The 19,850-nt window shown below is 68.7% G+C and carries 17 protein-coding genes; 9 read left to right on the forward strand and 8 right to left on the reverse strand.

Translation table 11 applies throughout. The features are described 5' to 3' along the window. Nucleotides 1-3 precede the first annotated feature (3 nt). Nucleotides 4-1,506: an HlyD family type I secretion periplasmic adaptor subunit gene (locus ACCD06_RS27705; RefSeq protein WP_413344973.1), complete on the forward strand. Its 1,503-nt coding sequence runs from the start codon at nt 4-6 to the stop codon at nt 1,504-1,506. Nucleotides 1,507-1,578: 72 nt separating this feature from the next. On the opposite strand, the gene ACCD06_RS27710 is transcribed toward ACCD06_RS27705, so the two are convergent. Further along, nucleotides 1,579-3,021, reverse strand: a complete 1,443-nt coding sequence (locus tag ACCD06_RS27710; RefSeq protein WP_413344975.1) for a carbohydrate-binding domain-containing protein — start codon at nt 3,019-3,021, stop codon at nt 1,579-1,581. Nucleotides 3,022-3,252: 231 nt separating this feature from the next. Between ACCD06_RS27710 and ACCD06_RS27715 the strand changes: the two genes are divergently transcribed. The 6 genes from ACCD06_RS27715 (at nt 3,253) to ACCD06_RS27740 (ending at nt 10,808) form a co-directional block, all read left to right on the forward strand. Then, nucleotides 3,253-4,320 (forward strand): M23 family metallopeptidase, encoded by a 1,068-nt coding sequence (locus ACCD06_RS27715; protein ID WP_413344977.1) that lies wholly within the window; start codon nt 3,253-3,255, stop codon nt 4,318-4,320. 189 nt (nt 4,321-4,509) lie between these two features. Beyond that, a complete protein-coding gene (locus tag ACCD06_RS27720) occupies nt 4,510-7,227 on the forward strand; it encodes a nitrous oxide reductase family maturation protein NosD (protein ID WP_413344979.1) in 2,718 nt (905 codons plus the stop codon). A 68-nt stretch (nt 7,228-7,295) separates the two neighbouring features. Continuing rightward, complete coding sequence (locus tag ACCD06_RS27725; protein WP_413344981.1) at nt 7,296-8,477, forward strand: lysylphosphatidylglycerol synthase transmembrane domain-containing protein; 1,182 nt, start codon at nt 7,296-7,298, stop codon at nt 8,475-8,477. A 38-nt stretch (nt 8,478-8,515) separates the two neighbouring features. After that, the gene (locus tag ACCD06_RS27730; protein WP_413344983.1) at nt 8,516-10,018 is read left to right on the forward strand and encodes a glycosyltransferase; all 1,503 of its coding nucleotides are present in this window, start codon (nt 8,516-8,518) and stop codon (nt 10,016-10,018) included. 115 nt (nt 10,019-10,133) lie between these two features. Then, the gene (locus tag ACCD06_RS27735; RefSeq protein WP_413344985.1) at nt 10,134-10,505 is read left to right on the forward strand and encodes a type II toxin-antitoxin system RelE/ParE family toxin; all 372 of its coding nucleotides are present in this window, start codon (nt 10,134-10,136) and stop codon (nt 10,503-10,505) included. Nucleotides 10,506-10,508: 3 nt separating this feature from the next. Next, nucleotides 10,509-10,808, forward strand: a complete 300-nt coding sequence (locus ACCD06_RS27740; RefSeq protein WP_109150562.1) for a transcriptional regulator — start codon at nt 10,509-10,511, stop codon at nt 10,806-10,808. Nucleotides 10,809-10,839: 31 nt separating this feature from the next. On the opposite strand, the gene ACCD06_RS27745 is transcribed toward ACCD06_RS27740, so the two are convergent. The 6 genes from ACCD06_RS27745 to ACCD06_RS27770 form a co-directional block, all read right to left on the reverse strand. Beyond that, a complete protein-coding gene (locus tag ACCD06_RS27745; RefSeq protein ID WP_109073356.1) occupies nt 10,840-11,061 on the reverse strand; it encodes a hypothetical protein in 222 nt (73 codons plus the stop codon). A gap of 59 nt (nt 11,062-11,120) precedes the next feature. Further along, nucleotides 11,121-11,342, reverse strand: a complete 222-nt coding sequence (locus tag ACCD06_RS27750; RefSeq protein ID WP_413344988.1) for a hypothetical protein — start codon at nt 11,340-11,342, stop codon at nt 11,121-11,123. 238 nt (nt 11,343-11,580) lie between these two features. Further along, the gene (locus ACCD06_RS27755; RefSeq protein ID WP_413344990.1) at nt 11,581-11,847 is read right to left on the reverse strand and encodes a hypothetical protein; all 267 of its coding nucleotides are present in this window, start codon (nt 11,845-11,847) and stop codon (nt 11,581-11,583) included. A 170-nt stretch (nt 11,848-12,017) separates the two neighbouring features. Then, nucleotides 12,018-13,961, reverse strand: a complete 1,944-nt coding sequence (locus ACCD06_RS27760; RefSeq protein ID WP_413344992.1) for a PhoX family protein — start codon at nt 13,959-13,961, stop codon at nt 12,018-12,020. A 174-nt stretch (nt 13,962-14,135) separates the two neighbouring features. Continuing rightward, nucleotides 14,136-14,435, reverse strand: coding sequence for a hypothetical protein (locus ACCD06_RS27765; RefSeq protein WP_413344994.1), 300 nt, complete (start codon nt 14,433-14,435; stop codon nt 14,136-14,138). A gap of 11 nt (nt 14,436-14,446) precedes the next feature. Continuing rightward, the gene (locus ACCD06_RS27770) at nt 14,447-15,055 is read right to left on the reverse strand and encodes an NUDIX hydrolase (RefSeq protein WP_413344996.1); all 609 of its coding nucleotides are present in this window, start codon (nt 15,053-15,055) and stop codon (nt 14,447-14,449) included. 375 nt (nt 15,056-15,430) lie between these two features. Here ACCD06_RS27770 and ACCD06_RS27775 point away from each other — a divergent pair, with 375 nt between their 5' ends. Both ACCD06_RS27775 and ACCD06_RS27780 read left to right on the forward strand, forming a co-directional pair. Next, nucleotides 15,431-17,827, forward strand: a complete 2,397-nt coding sequence (locus tag ACCD06_RS27775; RefSeq protein ID WP_413344998.1) for a glycosyltransferase — start codon at nt 15,431-15,433, stop codon at nt 17,825-17,827. Between the two features lie 13 nt (nt 17,828-17,840). Further along, nucleotides 17,841-18,788, forward strand: a complete 948-nt coding sequence (locus tag ACCD06_RS27780; RefSeq protein ID WP_413345000.1) for a glycosyltransferase family A protein — start codon at nt 17,841-17,843, stop codon at nt 18,786-18,788. 30 nt (nt 18,789-18,818) lie between these two features. Here the strand turns inward: ACCD06_RS27780 and ACCD06_RS27785 are convergent, their stop codons facing one another. After that, nucleotides 18,819-19,808 (reverse strand): hypothetical protein, encoded by a 990-nt coding sequence (locus ACCD06_RS27785; RefSeq protein WP_413345002.1) that lies wholly within the window; start codon nt 19,806-19,808, stop codon nt 18,819-18,821. Nucleotides 19,809-19,850 lie beyond the last annotated feature (42 nt).

Here is a 19,850-nt window from a genome sequence, read left to right on the forward strand (position 1 = left end):
GCCATGAGCAAGACGACCGCCGCGGTGAAGACCACTCCCTCCGCGCCCACCCCTCCCGCCTCCACTCCGGGCGTCAGGCCGCCGGCCAACGCGCCCGGCACGCCCGGCGGCCCGCGCCCACCGACCCGGCGGCAAAAGCGCCGCCGCGACGAGATGGATTTCCTGCCCGACGCGCTGGAGATCCTGGAACGGCCGCCCTCGCCCACCGCGCGCATCTTCACCGGGGTCATCATGCTGGCCTTCACCGCGGCCTGCGCCTGGGCGTGGTTCGGCCATGTCGACGTGGTGGCGGTGGCGCAGGGCCGGGTGGTGCCGAGCGGCCGGACCAAGACCATCCAGCCGATGCAGACCGGCGTCGTCCGCGCCATCGACGTGGAGGACGGCCAGCTGGTCAAGGCCGGCCAGACCCTGATCGAGCTGGACCCGACCGAGGCCGCCGCCGATCGCGACCGCATCCGCTCCGACCTGTCGGCCGCCCAGGCCGAGGCGGCGCGGCTGCGGGCGGCGCTGGAGGTGGTGAACGGCAAGACCGACGCCACGTTCGCCGCCCCGGCCGGCCTGTCGGCCGATCTGGCGCGGATGCAGAGCCAGCTTCTCGCCAGCCAGATCGCCGAGCAGCGCGCCAAGCTGGCGGCGCTCGACCGCGAGCAGGCGCGGCGCGAGGCCGACCGCGCCACCGTGGTGCAGACCATCGCCAAGCTGAACGCCACCCTGCCGCTGATCCGCGAGCGGGCCGAGGCGCTGTACGACCTGTCGAAGCGCGGCACCTCGTCCCGCTTCCAGTATCTGCAGCTCCAGCAGGATCTGGTCGGGCAGGAGCAGGAGCTTCTGGTCCAGAAGATCAAGCTGACGGAGGCCGACGCCTCCATCGCCGCCACCGCCGAGCAGCGCCACCAGACCGAGGCCGAGTTCCGCCGCCAGCTCTACACCAACCTCGCCGAGGCCGAGCGCAAGGCCGCCTCGCTGGAGCAGGAGCTGGCCAAGGCGGAGCAGCAGGTCGATCTGCTGCGGCTGACCGCCCCGGTGGACGGCTATGTCCAGCAGCTGGCGGTGCACACGGTGGGCGGCGTGGTGACCACCGCCCAGCCGCTGATGGTCATCGTGCCGGAGGACAGCCATCTGGAGGTCGAGGCCTTCATCCCCAACAAGGACATCGGCTTCGTCCAGACCGGACAGGTGGCGGAGGTGAAGGTGGAGGCCTTCTCCTTCACCAAATACGGCCTGATCCCCGGCCGCGTCGCCTCGCTGTCCAGCGACGCCGTGCAACAGCAGCAGCAGGCCGACAAGGGGACGGACAAGGGTGGCGCCAAGGCGCCGGAGGCCGGGTCGGTCTATGCCGCCCGCATCGCGCTGGATCAGGACACGCTGGAGGTCGACGGCAAGCAGACGCGGCTGCAGCCGGGCATGACGGTCAGCGCCGAGATCAAGACCGGCCGCCGCCGCATCGCCGACTACCTGCTCTCCCCCCTCTCGCGCAGCGCCCAGGAAGCGATGCACGAGCGGTAATCTCCCCCTCCCCCGCGGGGAGCGGGGGAGGGGCGGGGTGGGGGCAAGCCCCCACTCCCCCTTCGGGCCTCGTTACGCCGCCACTCCATGCGCCATGTCATGCGCGTCGTACCAGGCGTGCAGGCCGTGGGCGGCGTCCTCGAAGGCCGGGAAGGTTTCCGGCATCCAGGCCGTCGTGACCTCGGCCGTCCCGTGCGACGCCGCGTTGGCCGACACCGTGTGGCCCAGCAGGTCGCTCGCCTGAAGCTCGGCCACCTGCGCCTGGGCCGCGGGGTGCGCACCGAACAGGCTCTTGTCGGCGGCGACCACCAGCGTGCCGTTCCACCACATTCCGCTCTGGCCCTTGACCACGTCGCGCCCGTCGAGCGCGCCCTTGTCGTAGGTCACCGCGGCGTCGGTGACGGCATAGCGGTGGCCGTTGACGCTGACGCTGTCGACGAACAGGTTGCGGTCCTGGCCGCCGGCGAAGCCGTCATTGTCGTACTGGACCTGCACCTTGTGGGCGCTGTCGGCCGACACGGTGGCGGTGAAGGCGTAGTTCTTGGCCGCGGTGCCGACGGTGGCGCCGCCGACGGCATGGCCGTCGACCAGCAGGGTGAAATGGGCGTTGACCCCGGCGGCCGCCGTGCCCTTGGCATTGACCAGGATGGCGGCGGTGGTGGTGGCGGGGGTGCCGGTTCCGGGCAGCGTCGGCGTTGTGCCGTAGAGCTGGCCGATCTTCGTCAGCAGCGCCTGGGTGTTGAGGTCGGTGTAGCCGGTGCCGGCGATCGGCGTTCCGGTCTGGTGGGCCAGCGACAGGAACTCGTCCTGGGTCAGGGCGCTGCCGCGCAGCGCGATCGCCTCCTGCTGGGCAAGCGCCACCGCGGCGGTCACCGCCGGCGCGGCGAAGGAGGAGCCGTTGCCCATCAGCGTCCGCCCGGCCAGATCGGTCAGCCGGATGTCGGTGCCGTCGGCGCAGAGGTCGGTGATGCCCGGGACGCGCTGGGCCCAGCCCGGCAGGGTGCCGTCGCCGCCCGACGCGCTGACGCAGATCGTGTTGTGGTCGGCGGCGAAATAGGACACGTCGGTCGCCGTCCCGTTCTGCCCGGCATTGCCGGCGGCGGCGGACACCAGCACCCGCTTGGCGGCGAGGCTGGCCAGCTCGTCCGACAGGATGGTCGTGGTCTCCGAGGTGGCGGAGCCGCCGGCCAGCGACAGGTTGACGCCGACGATGTTGTAGTCCGACGCATGGGCCACGACCCATTGCAGCGCCTGTTCGATCGCCGACCCGGACGCGGTGGTGGTGGCGTCCGGCATCACCTTCAGCGCGATGATGCCGAGATCCGGCGCCTGCGACAGGATGCTGGAGGTCACCAGGGCGCCATGGGTGTCGGTGTTGGGGTTGCGCGCGTCGGCGTCGTTGTTGGCGTAATCGTGCTGATAGACCACGCGCGAGGCGGTCTCCCAGGTCGGCGACCAGCCGCTGTCGATGACGACGACCGTCTCGCCCCGGCCGGTATAGGTGCTGTTCGCCATGCTGTCGGTCCCCGTCCTGCTGCCGTCGATGAAGATGCAGGGCGGAGTATGGCGGCTGGCGGTGTGGCCTTCGGATGATAAGGACAGGGCGGATTGTGGGCGCGCCACCTCTTATGCGTCGTCGCATAAGAGGGGCATGTAGAATGAGGTGGGGCTGGCCCCCTCCGTCCCGCACCCCACCTGTTGAGGGACGGTCAGGCAAGACGGAGCAGTGCTGTGCGAGGGGTGTGGATGAGGGTGCCGGTCCATTATCGCTGGGGGTTCGCCGCCCTGGTGTTCCTGCCGTCCGCCGGAGCCGCCCAATCTCCCGCCGCCCCTCCTCCCGGGGCGCCGGTGCTGGAGTTGCCGGTGCGCTGCCGGATCGGGGCGGAGTGCTTCGTCCAGAACTATGTCGATGCCGATCCGGGGCCGGGGATGCAGGACTTCGCCTGCGGGCGGCTGACCTATGACGGTCACAAGGGGACCGATTTCCGGCTGCCCGACCTGGAGGCGATGCGGCGCGGGGTGGCGGTGGTGGCCGCGGCCCCCGGCACGGTCGCCCGCGTGCGCGACGGCATGGAGGATGTCAGCATCCGGCAGAGCGGCGGCGCGCCGGCCGGGCGGGAGGCCGGCAACGCGGTGGTGGTCGATCACGGCAACGGCTGGGAGACCCAGTACAGCCACCTGAAGCGCGGCAGCATCGCGGTCAGGCCGGGCGACCGGGTGGAGGCGGGCACGCCGCTGGCCGAGGTCGGGCTGTCCGGCAACACCGAATTCCCCCATGTCGATTTCGGCATCCGCCATGACGGCCATACCCTCGACCCCTATACCGGCAAGGAGGCGGGAACCGGCGAGGCGCCGTCCTGTGCCGTTGACCAGGGTGCTGCCGAGCGTGAGGACGCTCCGATGCCGGCGGGCACGCTGTGGAGCGACGCGGCGCGCCGGAAACTCGCCTACCGGCCGAGCGCGCTGCTCGGCGCCGGGCTGGCGCCCGAGGCGCCGAAGGCGGAGGTGGCACGGGACGGCGGCTATGGCGGCAAGCCCCTGCCCGCGGATGCGCCGACGCTGGGGGTGTGGGCGGAGCTGATGGGCGGGCGGAAGGGCGACCGGGTGACGCTGGAGGTGACCGGGCCCGACGGCCGCCGCCTGTCCCGCAACGAGGGCGCGGTGCCGCGTCCGCTGGCCGTGCTGTTCTTCGGCACCGAGGTGAAGAAGCAGGCCGCCGGCTCCTGGCCTCCCGGACCCTACCGGGTGACGGTGACGCTGCGCCATGGTGACGAGACGGTGTTCCGGGAGGAACGGCGGGTCGAGTTGCGCTGACCGGGTTGAACGGCAGGTATTCAAGACAACGCGGAGGATTGGGCAAGTGACAACTGCCATGGCCCTGGCATTTGTCACGAAATGAACACGGACATGCCTCACGAAAGTGCACATCCGAAAGGATGAGACTACCTCTTTATTAAGTATTTTTGCCGTGTGATTGCCCGGTATCGGCAAGGCAATCCGGCAATGACAGACACGCAGCAGGCTTTCTACGTCGCGACCAACGGCAACGATTCCTGGTCGGGGCGTTTGGCGGCACCCAATGCCGACGGCACCGACGGTCCCTTCGCCACGCTGGAACGCGCGCAGAGCGCGATGCGGGCGACCGGCATCCGCGACACCTATGTGCGCGGCGGCACCTATGCCATGGCGCGCACGGTCACGCTGACCGGGGCCGACAACGGCGTGCACATCATGGCCTATCCGGGCGAGACGCCGGTGTTCAGCGGCGGCGAACGGGTCGGCGGCTTCACCGCCATCGGCGGCGGGCTCTATGCCGCGCCGACCTCCACCACCGGCCTCGACCTCTTCATCGGCGGGGTGCGGCAGAAGGTGGCGCAGACCGGCGACTGGAACGCCGGCGACGCCAAATCCGGCTGGTCGATGCTGGAGGCGGCGGCCGGCGGCGCCAGCAAGACCAGCCTGCGCGTCGGGGCCGGCGACGGGGCGATGGCGGCGGTGCTGGCCGCAGGCGTCCAGCCCGGCATGATGGTCCAGACCTTCGACACCGAACGGCTGTCCGACAACATCGTCGGCGTCGCCTCCGTCGATGCCGGCAGCCGGACCGTCAACTTTACGCAAGGGGTGAAATACGCCCTGCGCAGCGGCGGCACCTATCGCCTGCTGAACGACGACGCCTTCATCCGCGACGCCGGCGAGTTCGCCTGGCAGGCCGAGACCGGCCGGCTGGTGGTGAAGCCGCAGGATCCCGGCACCCTGCTGGCCCAGGGCGCGGTGGTGCCGCGGCTGGGCACGCTCCTGGCGCTGAACGGGGCGAGCGGCGTCACCCTGCAGGGGCTGACCTTCGCCGACACCACCTGGGACGGCTCGGCCCTGACGCTGACCAACTCGTCGGGCAACAGCATCGCCGGCAACCGCTTCGTCGATGCCGGCACGGCGATGACGCTGACCGGATCGTCCGGCAACGTGATCGAGGCCAACCGGATGGAGCATCTGGGGGCCGGCGGCATCAAGGTCGCCTACGGCAGCAACGGCAACCGCATCAGCGCCAACAGCATCAATGGCATCGGCGAGGTGCTGAAGGACGTCGCCGGCATCCAGCTCTACGGCACCAGCGGCACGCTGATCTCCGGCAACGACATCCGCAACAGCCCGCGCTACGGCATCTCGATCAAGAACTGGGACGGCGCCACCGTCAACACCGACACGGTGGTGGAATACAACCGCATCTACAACACGATGACCGAGACCGCCGACGGCGGCGCCATCGAGATGCTGGGCCGCTCCAACGTCGACACCCGCACGACCATCCGCGGCAACGACATCCGCAACGTCGGCGGGCTGGCGACCGACGGGTCGGGCTGGCTCGACCGCCAGAAGAGCTTCGGCATCTATCTGGACGACATGGCCAACGGCGTCGCCGTCCGGGACAACTTCATCCAGAACACCGGCTGGGCCAGCGTCTTCATCCATGGCGGCGATTCCAACAGCGTCACCAACAACTTCGCCACCCTGTCCAACCCGCGCGAACGCTTCATCCGGCTGGAATGGGTGCCGAGTGCCGGGACTATCGGGCTGCTCGCCAACAACAGCGTCACCGGCAACGTCATCTCCTCCGCCACGGGCGTGGATTACTGGGAGTTCTGGACCCCCGGTTCCTACACCGTCACCAACAACCTGCTGCAGGGCGTGCGCGGGCTGACCGGCGGCGACACGGTGTCGTCGGGGCTGTTCGCCAACCCGGCGGCCGGTGACTTCCGGCTCGGCAGCGGGGCCGCGGCAGGATTGGGAATCCATGACCTGGACTGGGCGCGGATGGGGTCCGCCCCGCTGACGGTGCCGGGAATCCCCAGCCCCGGCGCGGGTGGAGGCGGATCGGGAAGCGGGACCACCCCGGCGACCGGCACGTCTACGGCCTCGTCCGGGCAGGCCTTTTCGCCGCTGGCCTACATCGCCTCCTACGGCGACCTGTCGGCGGCCTTCGGCACCGACGCCGCCGCCGGCGCGGCGCATTACGCCGCCATGGGCCGGGCGGAGGGGCGGACGGTGACCTTCGACCCGCTGGCCTACATCGCCTCCTACGGCGATCTCGCCAACGCCTTCGGCACCAACGGCGATGCCGGTGCGGCGCATTACATCACCATGGGCCGGGCTGAAGGCCGGGCGGTGAGCTTCGATCCGCTGGCCTATCTCGCCTCCTACGGCGACCTCGCCGCCGCTTTCGGGACCGACCGGACGAGCGCCGAGATCCATTACATCACCAACGGCCGGGCGGAGGGCCGGACGGTGAGCTTCGACCCGCTGGCCTATCTCGCCTCCTACGGCGACCTCGCCGCCGCCTTCGGCACCGACCGGACGAGCGCCGAGATCCATTACATCACCAATGGCCGGGCGGAGGGGCGGAGGGTCACCTTCAATCCCACGGCCTATCTGGCCGCCAACAGCGACCTTGCCGCCGCCTTCGGTACCGACACCACCCGGGCCGAGTTGCATTACCTGACCAATGGGCGGACCGAAGGGCGGACGACCGGTTTCAATGCGTCGGCCTATCTGGCGGCGAACGCCGACGTGGCGGCGGCGACCGGCGGCGACCTGACGGCGGCGATGCGGCACTACATCGTCTTCGGCAGGCAGGAGGGCCGGGCGCTGAGCCCCGCCTCCGCACCCCGTACGGCGGCGATGGTTCCCGACAGTGGCATGCTGGCCGCCGCCGGGATGGGGTGAGGCGCCGGCTCTCCCCCCTGCCCTCTCCCGCCTGCCCCTCTCCCGCCTGACCGGGTGACAAGCCAAGCGTGAGCCGTTACAACGGCCCGTTCGGCGCCGCTGTCCCGCGGCACCCGGATTTCCATGCGGGGATGATGGCCCAGGCTCTTCTCGACACGCCCTTCGTCCAATCGGCGAAGCCCGGTTCCGACTCCGGCCCCGGTCCGGACAAGGCCGGTCCGGGGAAGCCGTCCGGACGGCGGTGGCCGCTGCTGGTCAAGCTGGCGGTGACGGTCGTGGTGCTGGGCGCGCTCGCCGCCGGGGCCGACTGGGCCGGCATCGCCGCGCGCCTGTCGGCCGCTGATCCGTGGCTGTTCGCCGCCGGCTTCGCCGTGAAGGCGCTGACCCTGCCCTTCGCCTCGCAGCGGTGGCGGGCAGTGGGGCGGGCCGCCGGCTTCTCCCTGACCCGCTGGACTGCCTTCCGCCTGCAGATGGCCAGCGGTTTCGTCGGCCAGATCCTGCCGGGATCGGTCGGGGCCGACCTGCTGCGCGGCTGGTTCACCTGGCGGCTCGGCCATCCGGCCGGGCCGGTGATGCTGGCCCTGCTGGTCGACCGGCTGATGGCGCTCTTGGGCGTGGTGCTGATCGGGCTGGTCGGGCTGCCGCATCTGGCCGCGGTGGCGCCGCCCGCCGTCGCCGGCACCGTGCTGGGCGGGGCGCTGGTTCTGGCCGTCGCCATGGGGCTGCTGCTGCTGGCCGGGCGCATCCCGCGCGACCGGCTGCCGATCCCGAAGCGGCTGCGCGACGGCGCCCTGGGGCGGACCGTCTGGGGGGCGGTGGCGCAGCTGCGCGCCATGGCCGGCAACCCGGCCGCCTGGGCGGCGCTGGGCCACAGCATCGGCGTCCATCTCGCCACCATCACCGCCACCATCCTGTTCGCCCGCTCGGTCGGCCTGCCGCTCGGCTGGCTGGATGGGCTGGCCATCGTGCCGGCCGCCATCGTCGCCGCCGCCTTGCCCGTCTCGCTCGGCGGCTGGGGCGTGCGCGAGGGGGCGATGGTCGCCGGTTTCGCGCTGCTCGGTTTCGATGCCGACGCGGCCTTTCTGGTCTCGCTGCTGATCGGGCTGTCGATCGCCGTCCTGTCGCTGCCCGGCGGCCTGTTCTGGCTGCTGCTGCGCAACGAGACCGCCGCCCGGACGGCTGTCCCGACGTCTGCTGTCCCGACGTCTCATGGCGGACCCGACGCCTTTCCCACGGATTTCTCCCGATGACCGACCAGCCGACCCCGACGCTTTCCCGGAGCGCTTCCATGGATGCTGTCACGCCGGACACGTCTGCCCCCGTTGCCCCCGCGGCCGCCGGGACGCGCGGCCTCTCCCCGCGCCAGCAGCGCATCCGGTCGCTGTTCGACGCCATGGCCCCCCTGCGCGACCGCTGGGCCGAGCGCAACCGCGCCTTCCATGACGCCGACCGCGCCTATCTGCGCTTCCTGATTCCGGAAGGGGCGACGGTGCTGGAGATCGGCTGCGGCGTCGGCGACACGCTGGCGGATCTCAAGCCGTCGCGCGGCGTCGGCATCGACCTCAGCCCGGCGACCATCGCCGTGGCGAAGGCGCGCCATCCGCAGCTGGAGCTGATCGCCGCCGACGCCGAGGATCCGGCGACCATCGACGCCATCGAGGGGCCGTTCAGCCACATCCTGCTGTCGGGCACCATCGGCTTCCTCGACGACATCGAGGAGACGCTGCGCCTGCTGCGCCGGGTCGCCAATCCCAAGACCCGCATCATCGTCAGCTATCACTCCCGCGTCTGGGAGCCGATCCTGTGGGCGGCGGAGAAGCTGGGGATGCGCATGCCGCAGGGCCAGCAGAACTGGCTGTCGACCAGCGACATCGTCAACCTGCTGGATCTGGCGGGCTGGGAGCCGGTGCGCCGCGAATGGCGCCAGCTGATCCCGAAGCGGCTGTTCGGGCTGGGCACGCTGGTCAACCGCTACATCGCCCCGCTGCCGGGCATCCGCCGGCTGTGCGTGCGCAACTATGTCGTCGCCCGGCCGCAGCCCACCGTCGAGGCGGTGACGGTGGACGGCAAGCCGGCCTCGGTCACCGTGCTGATCCCCTGCCGCAACGAGCGCGGCAACATCGAGAACGCCATCCGCCGCCTGCCCCGCTTCGCCCCCGACATCGAGGTGATCTATGTCGAGGGCAACAGCCAGGACAACACCTACGAGGAGTGCCTGCGCGTCCGTGACGCCTATCCCGACTGGGACATCAAGGTCATGAAGCAGCCCGGCAAGGGCAAGGGCGACGCGGTGCGCGCCGGCTTCGCCGTGGCGCGCGGCGACATCCTGATCATCCTCGACGCCGACCTGACGGTGCCGCCGGAGACGATGGGGAAATTCTATCAGGCCATGGTGTCGGGGCGCGGCGAGTTCGTGAACGGCACGCGGCTGGTCTACCCGATGGCGCCGGAGGCGATGCGCTTTCTGAACTTCCTGGCCAACCGGGCCTTCGCGCGCATCTTCTCCTTCCTGCTGAACCAGCGCTTCACCGACACGCTGTGCGGCACCAAGGTGCTGTGGCGCGAGGATTACGACACCATCGTCGCCAACCGCCATTACTTCGGCGATTTCGATCCCTTCGGCGACTTCGACCTGATCTTCGGTGCCGCCAAGCAGAACCTGAAGATCGTCGAGGTGCCGGTGCGCTACGCTGACCGCAGCTATGGCGAGACGCAGATCTCCCGATTCACCCACGGCTGGCTCTTGGCCCGCATGGTGGTGTTCGCCTGGAAGAAGCTGAAGGCGTTCTGAACGCGGTTCCAGTTTGGTGGCTGGCGTCTGCCACACGTCTTGCGACGGCATGACGCCTTGCGCCGGTCCATGTGCTTGGCTATTCAGCTCGGTGCCACATAGGTTACCAACTTGAATGCCTGAGATCCGGGAGTATCTTTACGAGGACGGTCGAAGTCCCTTTGCCATCTGGTTCGACACGCTGGAACCGCGTGCCGCGGCGAAGGTGGCGACGGCCTATGCCAAGATTGAACGGGGCGATGTTGGAAAGCTGGAGCCCGTCGGTGCAGGAGTGCTGGAGTTCAAGATCAGTTATGGTCCCGGATATAGGGTTTATCTGGCTTATGACGGTACCAAGCTGGTGATCCTCCTCGGCGGCGGTGATAAGACCTCGCAGGATGGCGATATCAAGGATGCCAAGAGGTTATGGGCCGAGTACAAGCGCCGGAAAGCTGGCGCCGCGGGGAAAGCGGCCGAAGAGGCGCGCAGGCAAGCGAAGAAGAGGTGACGGATGGCGCTGACCCGCGACTTCAAGGATACAATCAAGGCGCGTGCCGAACGTGATCCGGAATTCCGTAAGGCGCTCGTTGAGGAGGCTTGTGACTGCCTGCTCAACAACGATTTCGAAACAGCCAAGTCGCTCATCCGGGATTACATCAATGCGACCATTGGTTTCGATACCCTGGCGCAGGCTGTCGGGACGCCGGAGAAGAGCCTGATGCGCATGTTTGGCCCCCGGGGCAATCCCCAGACCAAAAGCCTGCTGCCGGTCATCGCCTACATCCGGGAACGGGAACGCATAAGCGCCTGACCGCGTCCCGCTCCCCGGTAACGCTCCGCCCTCACACCGGCTCGGCGGCGGCCAGCGGCAGGAAGGCCTGATAGCTGTCGCGCTGTTCGGTGAGGCTCAGCAGCAGGTCGTTCAGGCTGTCGCGGGCGAAGCTGTCGGTGGCCGACGCCATCCGGCGGCGGACGACGGCGATGAACTCCTCCAGCACGTCCAGATGCAGGGTGGCGGAGGCGAGGACGTCCTTGGCGATCGGGGCGGCGATGGGGGCGGTCATGATGGCGGTCTTTCGCGGAGGAGGGGGCGGCGCAGAGGGAGCGGACTGGAGCAGTCGGATCAGGCGGCGAGCGCGTTGGCGGGCTGAACGGCCGCGAGCACGGTGCGGTAGGTCTCGCGCTGCTCGGTCAGGCCGGAGAGCAGGTCGGTCAGGCTGTCGCGGGTGAATTCGCTGGTGGCGCCGTTCAGCTTCGACTGGGTGATGGCGATGAATTCGTCGACCACATCCAGGTGCAGGGAAGCAGAGACGAAGACGTTGGCGGCGCAATCGGTCTTGGACATGGTGGCGATCCCTGTATTCGTGGTGGAGGCTTCTGCCCGTTCTGATGAGCTTATTGAGCCATCCGGCCAGTTAACGAGGTGTTAAGATCACCGATTGGTCCTAGGTCGATTGGTGATTACCACTTCCAAGAAAAACTCCGCCGTACGATTTGGCGGTAGTATTACTTCTTTCGATGGAGAGAGCCGGGTCTGGAAGGCGACCGAAAAAAGGCCCCTGAAAGTCCCGGGGCCTGTTTCGTCATAAGCGGTACAGCCGCCAGTCATGGCTCTGGTCCCAGATCCGCAAGGCGTTCGTGAAGGCTGCGTTCCATCGGGCCAGTGACTGAGCCATTGACTGGGCCAGTGCGTCGCCGGCCGCCGGCGAGAGTTGGGCCGCTTCCAGAGCGTTTTCGTAGTCCCGCCGGGCTTCGCGAGCCAAGCGCCGCCGCTCCTCATACCGCTCGCGTTCGAAATCATACGACATCGCCGCCCCCATGATGGGAGATGATCGGAAGCTGATGAGCATAATCCAGAAAGTTTTCGCGCGCGAATCAAGGATTATATTTCAAAACAGAGTGTATATCCGATAAAATCATTCTGACTGAGCCGTCTGCCTCCGTATAGGCCCGCAAATGGACGGGGGGGGCCCAACCCCCCCCCCCGTCAGCCGCCCCGTCAGTCGTCAGACCGGCCCCATCAGACCGCTTGCGGCAGCCCGTGGATGTAGCCGACACCGCCGCTGCGGCGGTTGCGGTAGGCGTCGTCGATCAGCCCGGCGAGGCTGTCCTTCACCTTGTCGTGCAGCCCCTTCTCCCAGTCGCCGGGATGCTGGAAGTTGCTCATGACGTAGGAGAAGCCGTTGACGTCGTCGACCGCCTGCAGGCCGGTCGATTCCGCACCGGCCGGGCAGGACAGGATGCGGGCCAGCGTCTTGGTCTCGACGTTGTAGGCCCACAGGAAGTTGTTGACGTGGTTGCCACTGTCCTCGCCGATGAACAGGGTGCGCAGCTTCTCGGAGAATTTCAGGTTGTCGGGGTTGGCGATCAGGTCGGCGTCGGCGGTGTTGCCCAGCGCGTCCGGCGTGGCCAGGTCGCGGCCGACCAGGGCGGGGACGGCGCTGAAATGCACCGGCACCCAATCGCTGGCGATGGCGGATCCTGCCATGTCGGTCTGGCTGCCCTTCATCGGCAGCTGATAGACGGCGCCGGCGTTGATCTTGTCGACCTTGATGCCGCTCTTGCCGTCGCTCATCGTCTTGTAGATGTAGGACACGGCCATGTAGGCGGTCTTGTCCTTGGCGTTGACGGTGACCCCTTCCAGCTTGGTGAGCGCCAGCGTGGCGCCGACGGTGGGGGCGTAGCGGTGGGTCTCCAGGAAGGCGGCGGCCTTCTCCATGCCCGGCTTGAACTTGACCCACTGGGTCTTGCCGTTGAAGGGGATGGCGGTGAAGGACGGGTCCTTCGGATCCTCCTTCTTCACCTCGACGATGTCGGCGGCCTTCAGGCTGTCGGCCAGCGTCTCGATCTCGGCGCTGGTGGCGTGGCCCAGCTTGACCCATTTCAGCGCGAAGGCGCCGCCCTTGTCGATGTCCTTGCCGGCCTCCTGCTCCATCTTGGCGGCATAGAGGGTGCCGGCGGACAGGTCCTTGGGCTGATCGGCGATGAACATGAACAGGCCGCCGTTGGTGGCGTCGTCACCCATCAGCACGGTGCGCTCGTCCGGCATCACCTGCACCAGCTCGTGCGAGATGCGGCCCAGGCAATAGTGCTTCCTGATGGTGCCGGTGCCGTCGGCGTTCACCGTCACTTCCGGCAGGTGGCCGTAGTGGTAGGGGTTGGCCTTGGTCTCGTCGCCGAACAGGTTCTTGCTGTAGGCGCGGAACTGGTCGTCGATGGCGGCCGCGTCCGGCTCGTACTCCTCGCTCGACAGGTGGGTGTTCCAGGGCGACAGGCTGGCGCCGCAGGTGATCCACAGGCCGTGCGCCGGGCTGGTGTCGACATTGTGGTACTGCACCAGCTTCAGCGCGCCGGTTTCCTTGTTCTGGTCCAGCGTCAGGACGGCGATCGGCGACGGCAGCTTGCCGTACATCGAGGCGTCCTTGGAATCGCGGGTGGCGTATTCGAACTGGACGACGGCGAACAGGGTGTTGCCGGTGACGCCCGCCACCCTGGCGCCGGGGATCGGGGCCAGCAGGTTGCAGCCGTCCGGGCAGTCGGAGAAGAACGGCGCCGGGGTCGCCATCGACTGATCGAGGATCGGCTTGCCGTTGATGTCGGTATAGCCGCCGGCCAGGATCGTGCCGCCCTTGCCGTCCGGAACGTGATCGCCGGTGATGAACAACGGCTGGTAGCCGAGAGCGAAGCTCTGCTTGGAGCCGTCGGCCCAGGTCACGACCATGCTGGACTCGACCGTGGTCTTGGCCTGCGCGGCGGCGGTGGTGGGGGCGGCCATGCCGACGAACTCGACGGCGACCGGCGCGCCCTTGGCGGCAGCGGCTTCGGCGCCCGAGGCGAACAGCAGCTCGCCGGCGCCGATGCCGGCGACCGGCAGCAGCGGCAGCCCGGCAAGGGCGCGGAGCACCGAACGGCGCGACGTTTCAGGCAGCTGAACTTCAGGCAGCTGGACGGGCAAGTTGGTCATGGCTGGTGTCTCCCGAACCCTCATCAGGGCAAGCGGCTGGCATGAGCGGCGCCGTCGGGCCATTGGAGCCCGTTCGGCGCCGCCTTGATCTTGGCGAGCGTCGGGAAGCTACAGCGGGGATGTTACAGTTTGACGGTCGGCTCCCATTCGATAGGGCGGCGACCGCCGTGCTTCTCAGCGCGCGCTGAGCATGCAGGTGCGGTCGGAGGGCATGGGCAGGACAACCGGCTTGCCGTCGGCCCCGGTGCCGCGCACCTCGCGTCCGCCGGGGCGCCCGCCGGATGCCGGCAGATCGACGATCTCCGGGTCGGTCACCTGGCCGGCGACGGCCCATTGCCGGGTCTGCGGGTCCTGGCAGCGCAGCTCGTAGCGGCCCTTCATCGGCTCGGCGGCGGCCGGGAGTGCGGCGGGGAGTGCAAGGGCGCCGGTCAGCAGAAGGGCGGCCATCGGGGTGAACAGGGCGAAGCGGGTCATCGGGCTTTTCCTCAACCGGCTGTGTCTGGGGAGTGGGGACGGGACAGCACCCGCGCGATGTCGGCCTGCCAGACCATGCTGACCAGCGCGATCTGGGTCAGCAGGTGCATCTCGCCGCGGCCGATGGCCTCCAGCAGTTCCTGCCGGGTCAGGTGCAGGATCTCGGTGTCCTCCAGGTCGTCGACGATCGGCTCGGCGACCCGGCGGCAGCCGGTGGCGTGGAACATGTGCGACCAGGCCCCGCCCTGGTTGGCGTTGACGATGTAGGCGCCGAGGTCGGTCCAGCGCTCCGCCTCCATCCCGGTCTCCTCCATCAGCTCGCGTTTCGCCGCGGCCAGCGGCTCCTCGCCGGGCGACAGGTGGCCGCCGGGGAAGACCAGACCGACCTTGCGCGGGCCGTGGCGGTATTGGCGGTAGGTGACGATCCGCCCGTCCGCCGTCTCGGCGAAGATGCAGGCGAAGGAGGGCTGGTCGAACTGGTAATAGTCGTCGATCCGCCGGCCGTCCGGCAGCTCCACCGTCTCCACCCGCACCTTCAGGAAGGGATCGGCGTCGACGAGGTCGCGGCTGCCCAGCACGGTCCAGGGGCGATGCAGGCGGTAGGGTCGGTGTCCGGGCATGGCGGTGGCTGTTTCTCCAAGGGGGGCAGCAGGGGGAGGCGGAAGACGTCCCGCTGACGGCCTACCAGCCGCGGTATGTCCGCGTCCAGCCATCCACAAGGAGGAATGACCACCTTCCCGATGTGATGGGTCAGCCTAACCCACAACCCATGAGAGCATTTTTGGGGCGCTCCAACTAGAGCCGTGCAAAAGTTAATGAGATTTTCATATAATGAATTGCCAAGCTTCAAAAATAAATTCGGAGCTAAAGATAAATTTCTAAATTTACGTGTGTCAAATGAAACGAAGTGTGACAGATTTTTTCTAAACGTCCATTTACATTGAGCTGTTTCTGCAAAGTGCTTATCGGTTCATGCGCAATTGCCATCGACGTCCATGCACACCGATACCTGTTCCCCGATCCCGCGCCTGATCCACCAGACCTGGAAGACACGTGACGTTCCGCCGGAATTCCAGGCGCTGCAGCGCAGCTGGATCGAGCGCAATCCCGGATTCGATTACCGGTTCTGGACCGACGAGGACATCGGGCGCTTCATCGCGGAGGAGCATCCGGCGCTGCTGCCGGTCTTCCACGGCTATGCCGATCCCATCGCGCGGATCGATCTGGCGCGCTACCTGATCCTGCGCCGTTTCGGCGGGGTCTATGCCGACCTCGATTTCGAATGCCTGCGTCCGATCGACGGGCTGCTGGAGGGCCGGAGCTTCGTCGTCGGGCTGGAGCCGGAGGAGCATGGCAGGCTGGCCAAGGCGGTGGAGCGCGGGCTTCCCCGCATCCTGTGCCCGTCCTTCCTGGCGTCGGTGCCCGGCCATCCCTTCTGGGACCATCTGCTGGACCGGCTGGTCGAGGCGCGGTCCAGCGCCGACGTGCTGGACGCCACCGGCCCCTTCCTGCTGACCCGCGCCCATGCGTCCTATGACGGGGTCCGGCATGAGGATGGCGCCGCCGCGGTGACGGTGCTGCCGCCGGACCTGCTCTATCCCGTGACCAAGGAGGACTGCTGGAGCGGCCGCCTGTTCGACCTCGCCTTCTGGGAACAGGCGACCCGCCGGGCCTATGCCGTCCATTATTGGCAGGGCACCTGGTTCCGCGACGATGCCGGGCGCGCCGCCGGATTTAGAGCCGCCCCCGAGGCCGCTCCCGAGACCGCCCCCGAGACCGCATTGCCGCGGCAGATCGCGGCGGTGGTGACCGACGGGCGGCCGGAGGGGGCCCGCTCCTCCGCTCCTGGCCCCGCGGCGAAGGCGGAGGGGCTGCCGCTGATCTCCTGCCTGATGGTGACCAGGGGGCAGAGGGCGCTGCTGGAGATCGCCATCGGCTGTTTTGCGCGCCAGACCTATCCCAACCGGGAACTGGTCATCGTCTGCGACAGACCGGCGCTGCCGCAGGACGATCCGCTGGAGCGCGCCATCCGCGCCGCCGGGTGCCGGAACGTTCGTCTGGTCCGGGTCGATGCGGCCGGCCGGCAGGGGGGCGCGACGCTGGGCGAGCTGCGCAACATCGCCGTCGACCATGCGGCCGGCCGCTATGTCTGCCAGTGGGACGACGACGATCTCTACGACCCCTGCCGGCTGGAGATGCAGCAGCGGGTGCTGGTGGCCGCCGGCGCGCAGGCCTGCCTGCTCGACCGCTGGATGATCTGGTGGCCGGGCGAGGAGCGGCTGGCGGTGTCCTGCGAACGGGACTGGGAAGGCTCGCTGTTGTGCGAGAAGGCGGCAATGCCCCGCTATCCGGCGCTTCGCCGCGGCGAGGACACGGCGGTGGTCGATCAGCTGCGCCGCAGCGCCCGTGTCGTGCGGATGGACCTGCCGCGGCTCTACACCTACGTCGTCCATGGCGGCAACACCTTCGGCGGTCCGCATTTCGAGGAGCACTGGCAGGCGGCCACCGCCCGCTTCAGTGGCGACCGCTGCCGGGCCGTGCTGGAGGAGATGGGCAAGCGCCTGCCGGTGGAAGCCTATCGGCGTGCCGTCATGCCTGTCCCGGCGATGCCTGTCCCAGCGATCGTTGCGGCGCGGCAGGAAAAGGTGCTGGTGCTGACCCCGGTGAAGGACGCCGTCGCCCATCTGCCGCGCTACCTGGAGCTGCTCGGCCGGCTCGACCACGACCCGTCCCGCCTGTCGCTGGGCTTTCTGGAGGGGGACAGCGCCGACGGCACGCATGACTGGCTGGCCGGCCGGCTGCCGGAGCTGCGGCGGCGTTACCGCCGGGTGTCGCTGCTGCGTCACGATTACGGGTTCCGGCCCGAGGGGCCGCGCTGGGCGCCGGACATCCAGCGACGGCGGCGGGAGCTGCTGGCGCGCTCGCGCAACCGGCTGCTGTCCGGCACGCTGGGGGACGAGGACTGGGTGCTGTGGCTCGACGCCGATCTGGTCGACTATCCGCCGGACCTGCTGGCCCGCCTGCTCGCCGCCGGGCGCGACATCGTCGTTCCCCACTGCGTCCTGCCCGACGGACGGACCTTCGACCTCAACAGCTTCCGGCTGACGGGAGAGGAAGACCCGCGCCATCTGGCCGACGGCATCTTCCAGCCGCCGCGCGGTGCCGGCCGGCTCTATCTGGATGCCTTCGCCGGCCAGGACATCGTGCCGCTGGACGGGGTGGGCGGCACGGCATTGCTGGTGCGCGCGGACCTTCACCGCGAGGGGCTGTGTTTCCCATCCTACAGCCACCGCGGCTACATCGAGACCGAGGGGCTGGCAATGATGGCCAGGGATATGGGCGTGGCCGCCTGGGGCCTGCCGGACCTGCGCATCGTCCACGCCGCTCACTGACAGGCGAAGCAGCATGCCGACCACCGGAACCCCCAACACCGACAGCCCGGAAATCGCCGCCAGCATCGTCATCTGCACCCATAGGCGCCCTGAACTGCTCGGCGCCTGCCTGGACAGTCTGATCGGGCAGCGGGTGGGCGGCTCTCCGGGTGCTGCGCATGAAATCCTCGTTATCGACAATTCCGCCCTGGCGGAAGGGCGCCCGGTCGTCGAGGGCCGACAGGCCGCCTTCGCTCTGCGGGGAGTGCCGCTGCGCCATATCGTGGAGGAGCGTCCGGGCGTCAGCTTCGCCCGCAACCGCGGTGTGGCCGAGGCGGCGGGTTCCCTGATCGCCTTCATCGACGACGACGAGCGGGCCTGCGAAGGCTGGCTGGAGCGCTTGCTGGAGCCTTTCCACCGGCTGGGCGATGCCGTCGACATCGTCGCGGGCGAGGTCGAGCCGGATTTCGGCGCGCTGTCCAGGCCGGACTGGCTGGCCGACGACATGCTGCATTTCTTCTCATGCCGCTGGGGCTGGGACAGCGAATCCCGCTTCCTGCGCGAGAAGGAATGGTTCGGTGAAGGGAACTGCGCCTTCCGCAAGCGGCTGATGGCGGGCCGCGCCTTCCCGACCGATCTCGGCCGCAAGGGGGACGGGCTGCTGACGAACGAAGGCATCATCTTCATGGAGATGCGCAGCGCCGGAGCCGCCACCTACTATGTTCCGGCCGCCACGGTGTCCCACTTCATCCATCCCGACCGGCTGAACCGGCGCTGGATGATGCGGCGGATGTTCTATCAGGGGGTTTCCAACCGCCTGACGCAACGGCGCTACGGGCTGGAGGAACAGCGCTGGGACTTCAACGTCAATCTGGCCAAGCTGGCCGCCCTTGATATCGAAAGCCTGGACGGGGAAAGCCTGCGGGCGATGATCCGGCTGTATTACCAACTCGGCTACGCCTCGGCTCACGCCATGAACTGAAACCGCCGGAAGGCCGTCCCCGTCCCTCCCTTACGGCGCCACGAAGATCTGGTTCACGAAGGGGTCCAGCCCGTCCGGCACCTCGGCGCAGCGGCGGTCGAGCGTCGGGACGGTCGGGCCGTGGGGGCTGCGGTTGACGTTGTACTGCGCCGTCAGCAGCAGGCGCCGGCCGCGCCGCGGCAGGGCACCCTTGTGGACGCCGTAGGTGTCGCCCAGGAAGCGGCTGCCGGCCGCGCCGGTCATCGTCACCGTGCCGGCGGTGCCGAAGGCCGCTTCCACCTGCGCGTCGGTCAGGGCGCGGCCGGTGGAGAGCAGGCGGCTGCGGTGGCTGCCCTTGACGAAGATGTGCGGGCCGCCGTCCTCGTCCACGTCGGTCAGGTAGAAGAAGAGCTTGAAGCCGCGCAGGCTGTCCAGGTCGCGGTGGTGGCGCTGGGTGCCCTTGGCCGCCTCCCGTCCGCCAAAGCTCTCGCCGCCCCAGGACCACCAGCAGCCGATGTTGTCGAGGATCGGCTTGCAGCCGAGATACAGCTCCGCCGTCTCCAGCACCTGCGGATCGTTGAAGAGAGCCAGCACATGGGGCGCGCGCAGGATCTGGTCGACGCCGTGATAGCCCATGTTGGACTCCGGGCTGGGCGGGCTGTCGGGCCGGAACCAGCCCAGATGCGGGCGGAAGGGATCCTGGCAGGGGGTGTTTTCGAAATAGCTGCGCAAGTCGGCGACGACGGCCGGGTCGATCGGCGGCAGCAGCGGGGTGATGCCGTCCGTCTCCAGCGTCCGGCACCAGTTCCGCGCCTCCAGCGACGGGTAGAAGCCCGGCGTGTGCGGTCGCCGGGCCGCGATCAGCGCCGCCAGCCGGTCGCGCAGGACCGGATCGGTGACGATGGGCAGGATGTCGTAGATGGCGTAGCGCGGATCGGCCTTCGCCTTGCGCCAATAGGCCCGCGGCGATGCGATGCGCGTGCGCAGATTGTCCAGAAAGCTGCCGACGGGGGCGGAGGCGGGGACGAAGGAGGACGCCATGGGATGCAACACCGCGTGGAAGGAGAATTCTCTGTGGCGAAG

This window comes from Azospirillum sp. CT11-132 (assembly GCF_047302835.1).
In the GTDB taxonomy this organism is placed as follows: Bacteria; Pseudomonadota; Alphaproteobacteria; order Azospirillales; family Azospirillaceae; genus Azospirillum.

Bases quoted from the DNA above. Each gene is read 5' to 3' on its own strand.
- ACCD06_RS27745 (WP_109073356.1), bottom strand. From the start codon at position 11,061: ATGACCGCCCCCATCGCCGCCCCGATCGCCAAGGACGTCCTCGCCTCC.
- ACCD06_RS27750 (WP_413344988.1), bottom strand. From the start codon at position 11,342: ATGTCCAAGACCGATTGCGCCGCCAACGTCTTCGTCTCTGCTTCCCTG.
- ACCD06_RS27705 (WP_413344973.1), top strand. From the start codon at position 4: ATGAGCAAGACGACCGCCGCGGTGAAGACCACTCCCTCCGCGCCCACC.
- ACCD06_RS27755 (WP_413344990.1), bottom strand. From the start codon at position 11,847: ATGCTCATCAGCTTCCGATCATCTCCCATCATGGGGGCGGCGATGTCG.
- ACCD06_RS27780 (WP_413345000.1), top strand. From the start codon at position 17,841: ATGCCGACCACCGGAACCCCCAACACCGACAGCCCGGAAATCGCCGCC.
- ACCD06_RS27710 (WP_413344975.1), bottom strand. From the start codon at position 3,021: ATGGCGAACAGCACCTATACCGGCCGGGGCGAGACGGTCGTCGTCATC.
- ACCD06_RS27715 (WP_413344977.1), top strand. From the start codon at position 3,253: ATGAGGGTGCCGGTCCATTATCGCTGGGGGTTCGCCGCCCTGGTGTTC.
- ACCD06_RS27760 (WP_413344992.1), bottom strand. From the start codon at position 13,961: ATGACCAACTTGCCCGTCCAGCTGCCTGAAGTTCAGCTGCCTGAAACG.
- ACCD06_RS27770 (WP_413344996.1), bottom strand. From the start codon at position 15,055: ATGCCCGGACACCGACCCTACCGCCTGCATCGCCCCTGGACCGTGCTG.
- ACCD06_RS27775 (WP_413344998.1), top strand. From the start codon at position 15,431: ATGCACACCGATACCTGTTCCCCGATCCCGCGCCTGATCCACCAGACC.
- ACCD06_RS27730 (WP_413344983.1), top strand. From the start codon at position 8,516: ATGGATGCTGTCACGCCGGACACGTCTGCCCCCGTTGCCCCCGCGGCC.
- ACCD06_RS27785 (WP_413345002.1), bottom strand. From the start codon at position 19,808: ATGGCGTCCTCCTTCGTCCCCGCCTCCGCCCCCGTCGGCAGCTTTCTG.
- ACCD06_RS27720 (WP_413344979.1), top strand. From the start codon at position 4,510: ATGACAGACACGCAGCAGGCTTTCTACGTCGCGACCAACGGCAACGAT.
- ACCD06_RS27735 (WP_413344985.1), top strand. From the start codon at position 10,134: ATGCCTGAGATCCGGGAGTATCTTTACGAGGACGGTCGAAGTCCCTTT.
- ACCD06_RS27765 (WP_413344994.1), bottom strand. From the start codon at position 14,435: ATGACCCGCTTCGCCCTGTTCACCCCGATGGCCGCCCTTCTGCTGACC.
- ACCD06_RS27740 (WP_109150562.1), top strand. From the start codon at position 10,509: ATGGCGCTGACCCGCGACTTCAAGGATACAATCAAGGCGCGTGCCGAA.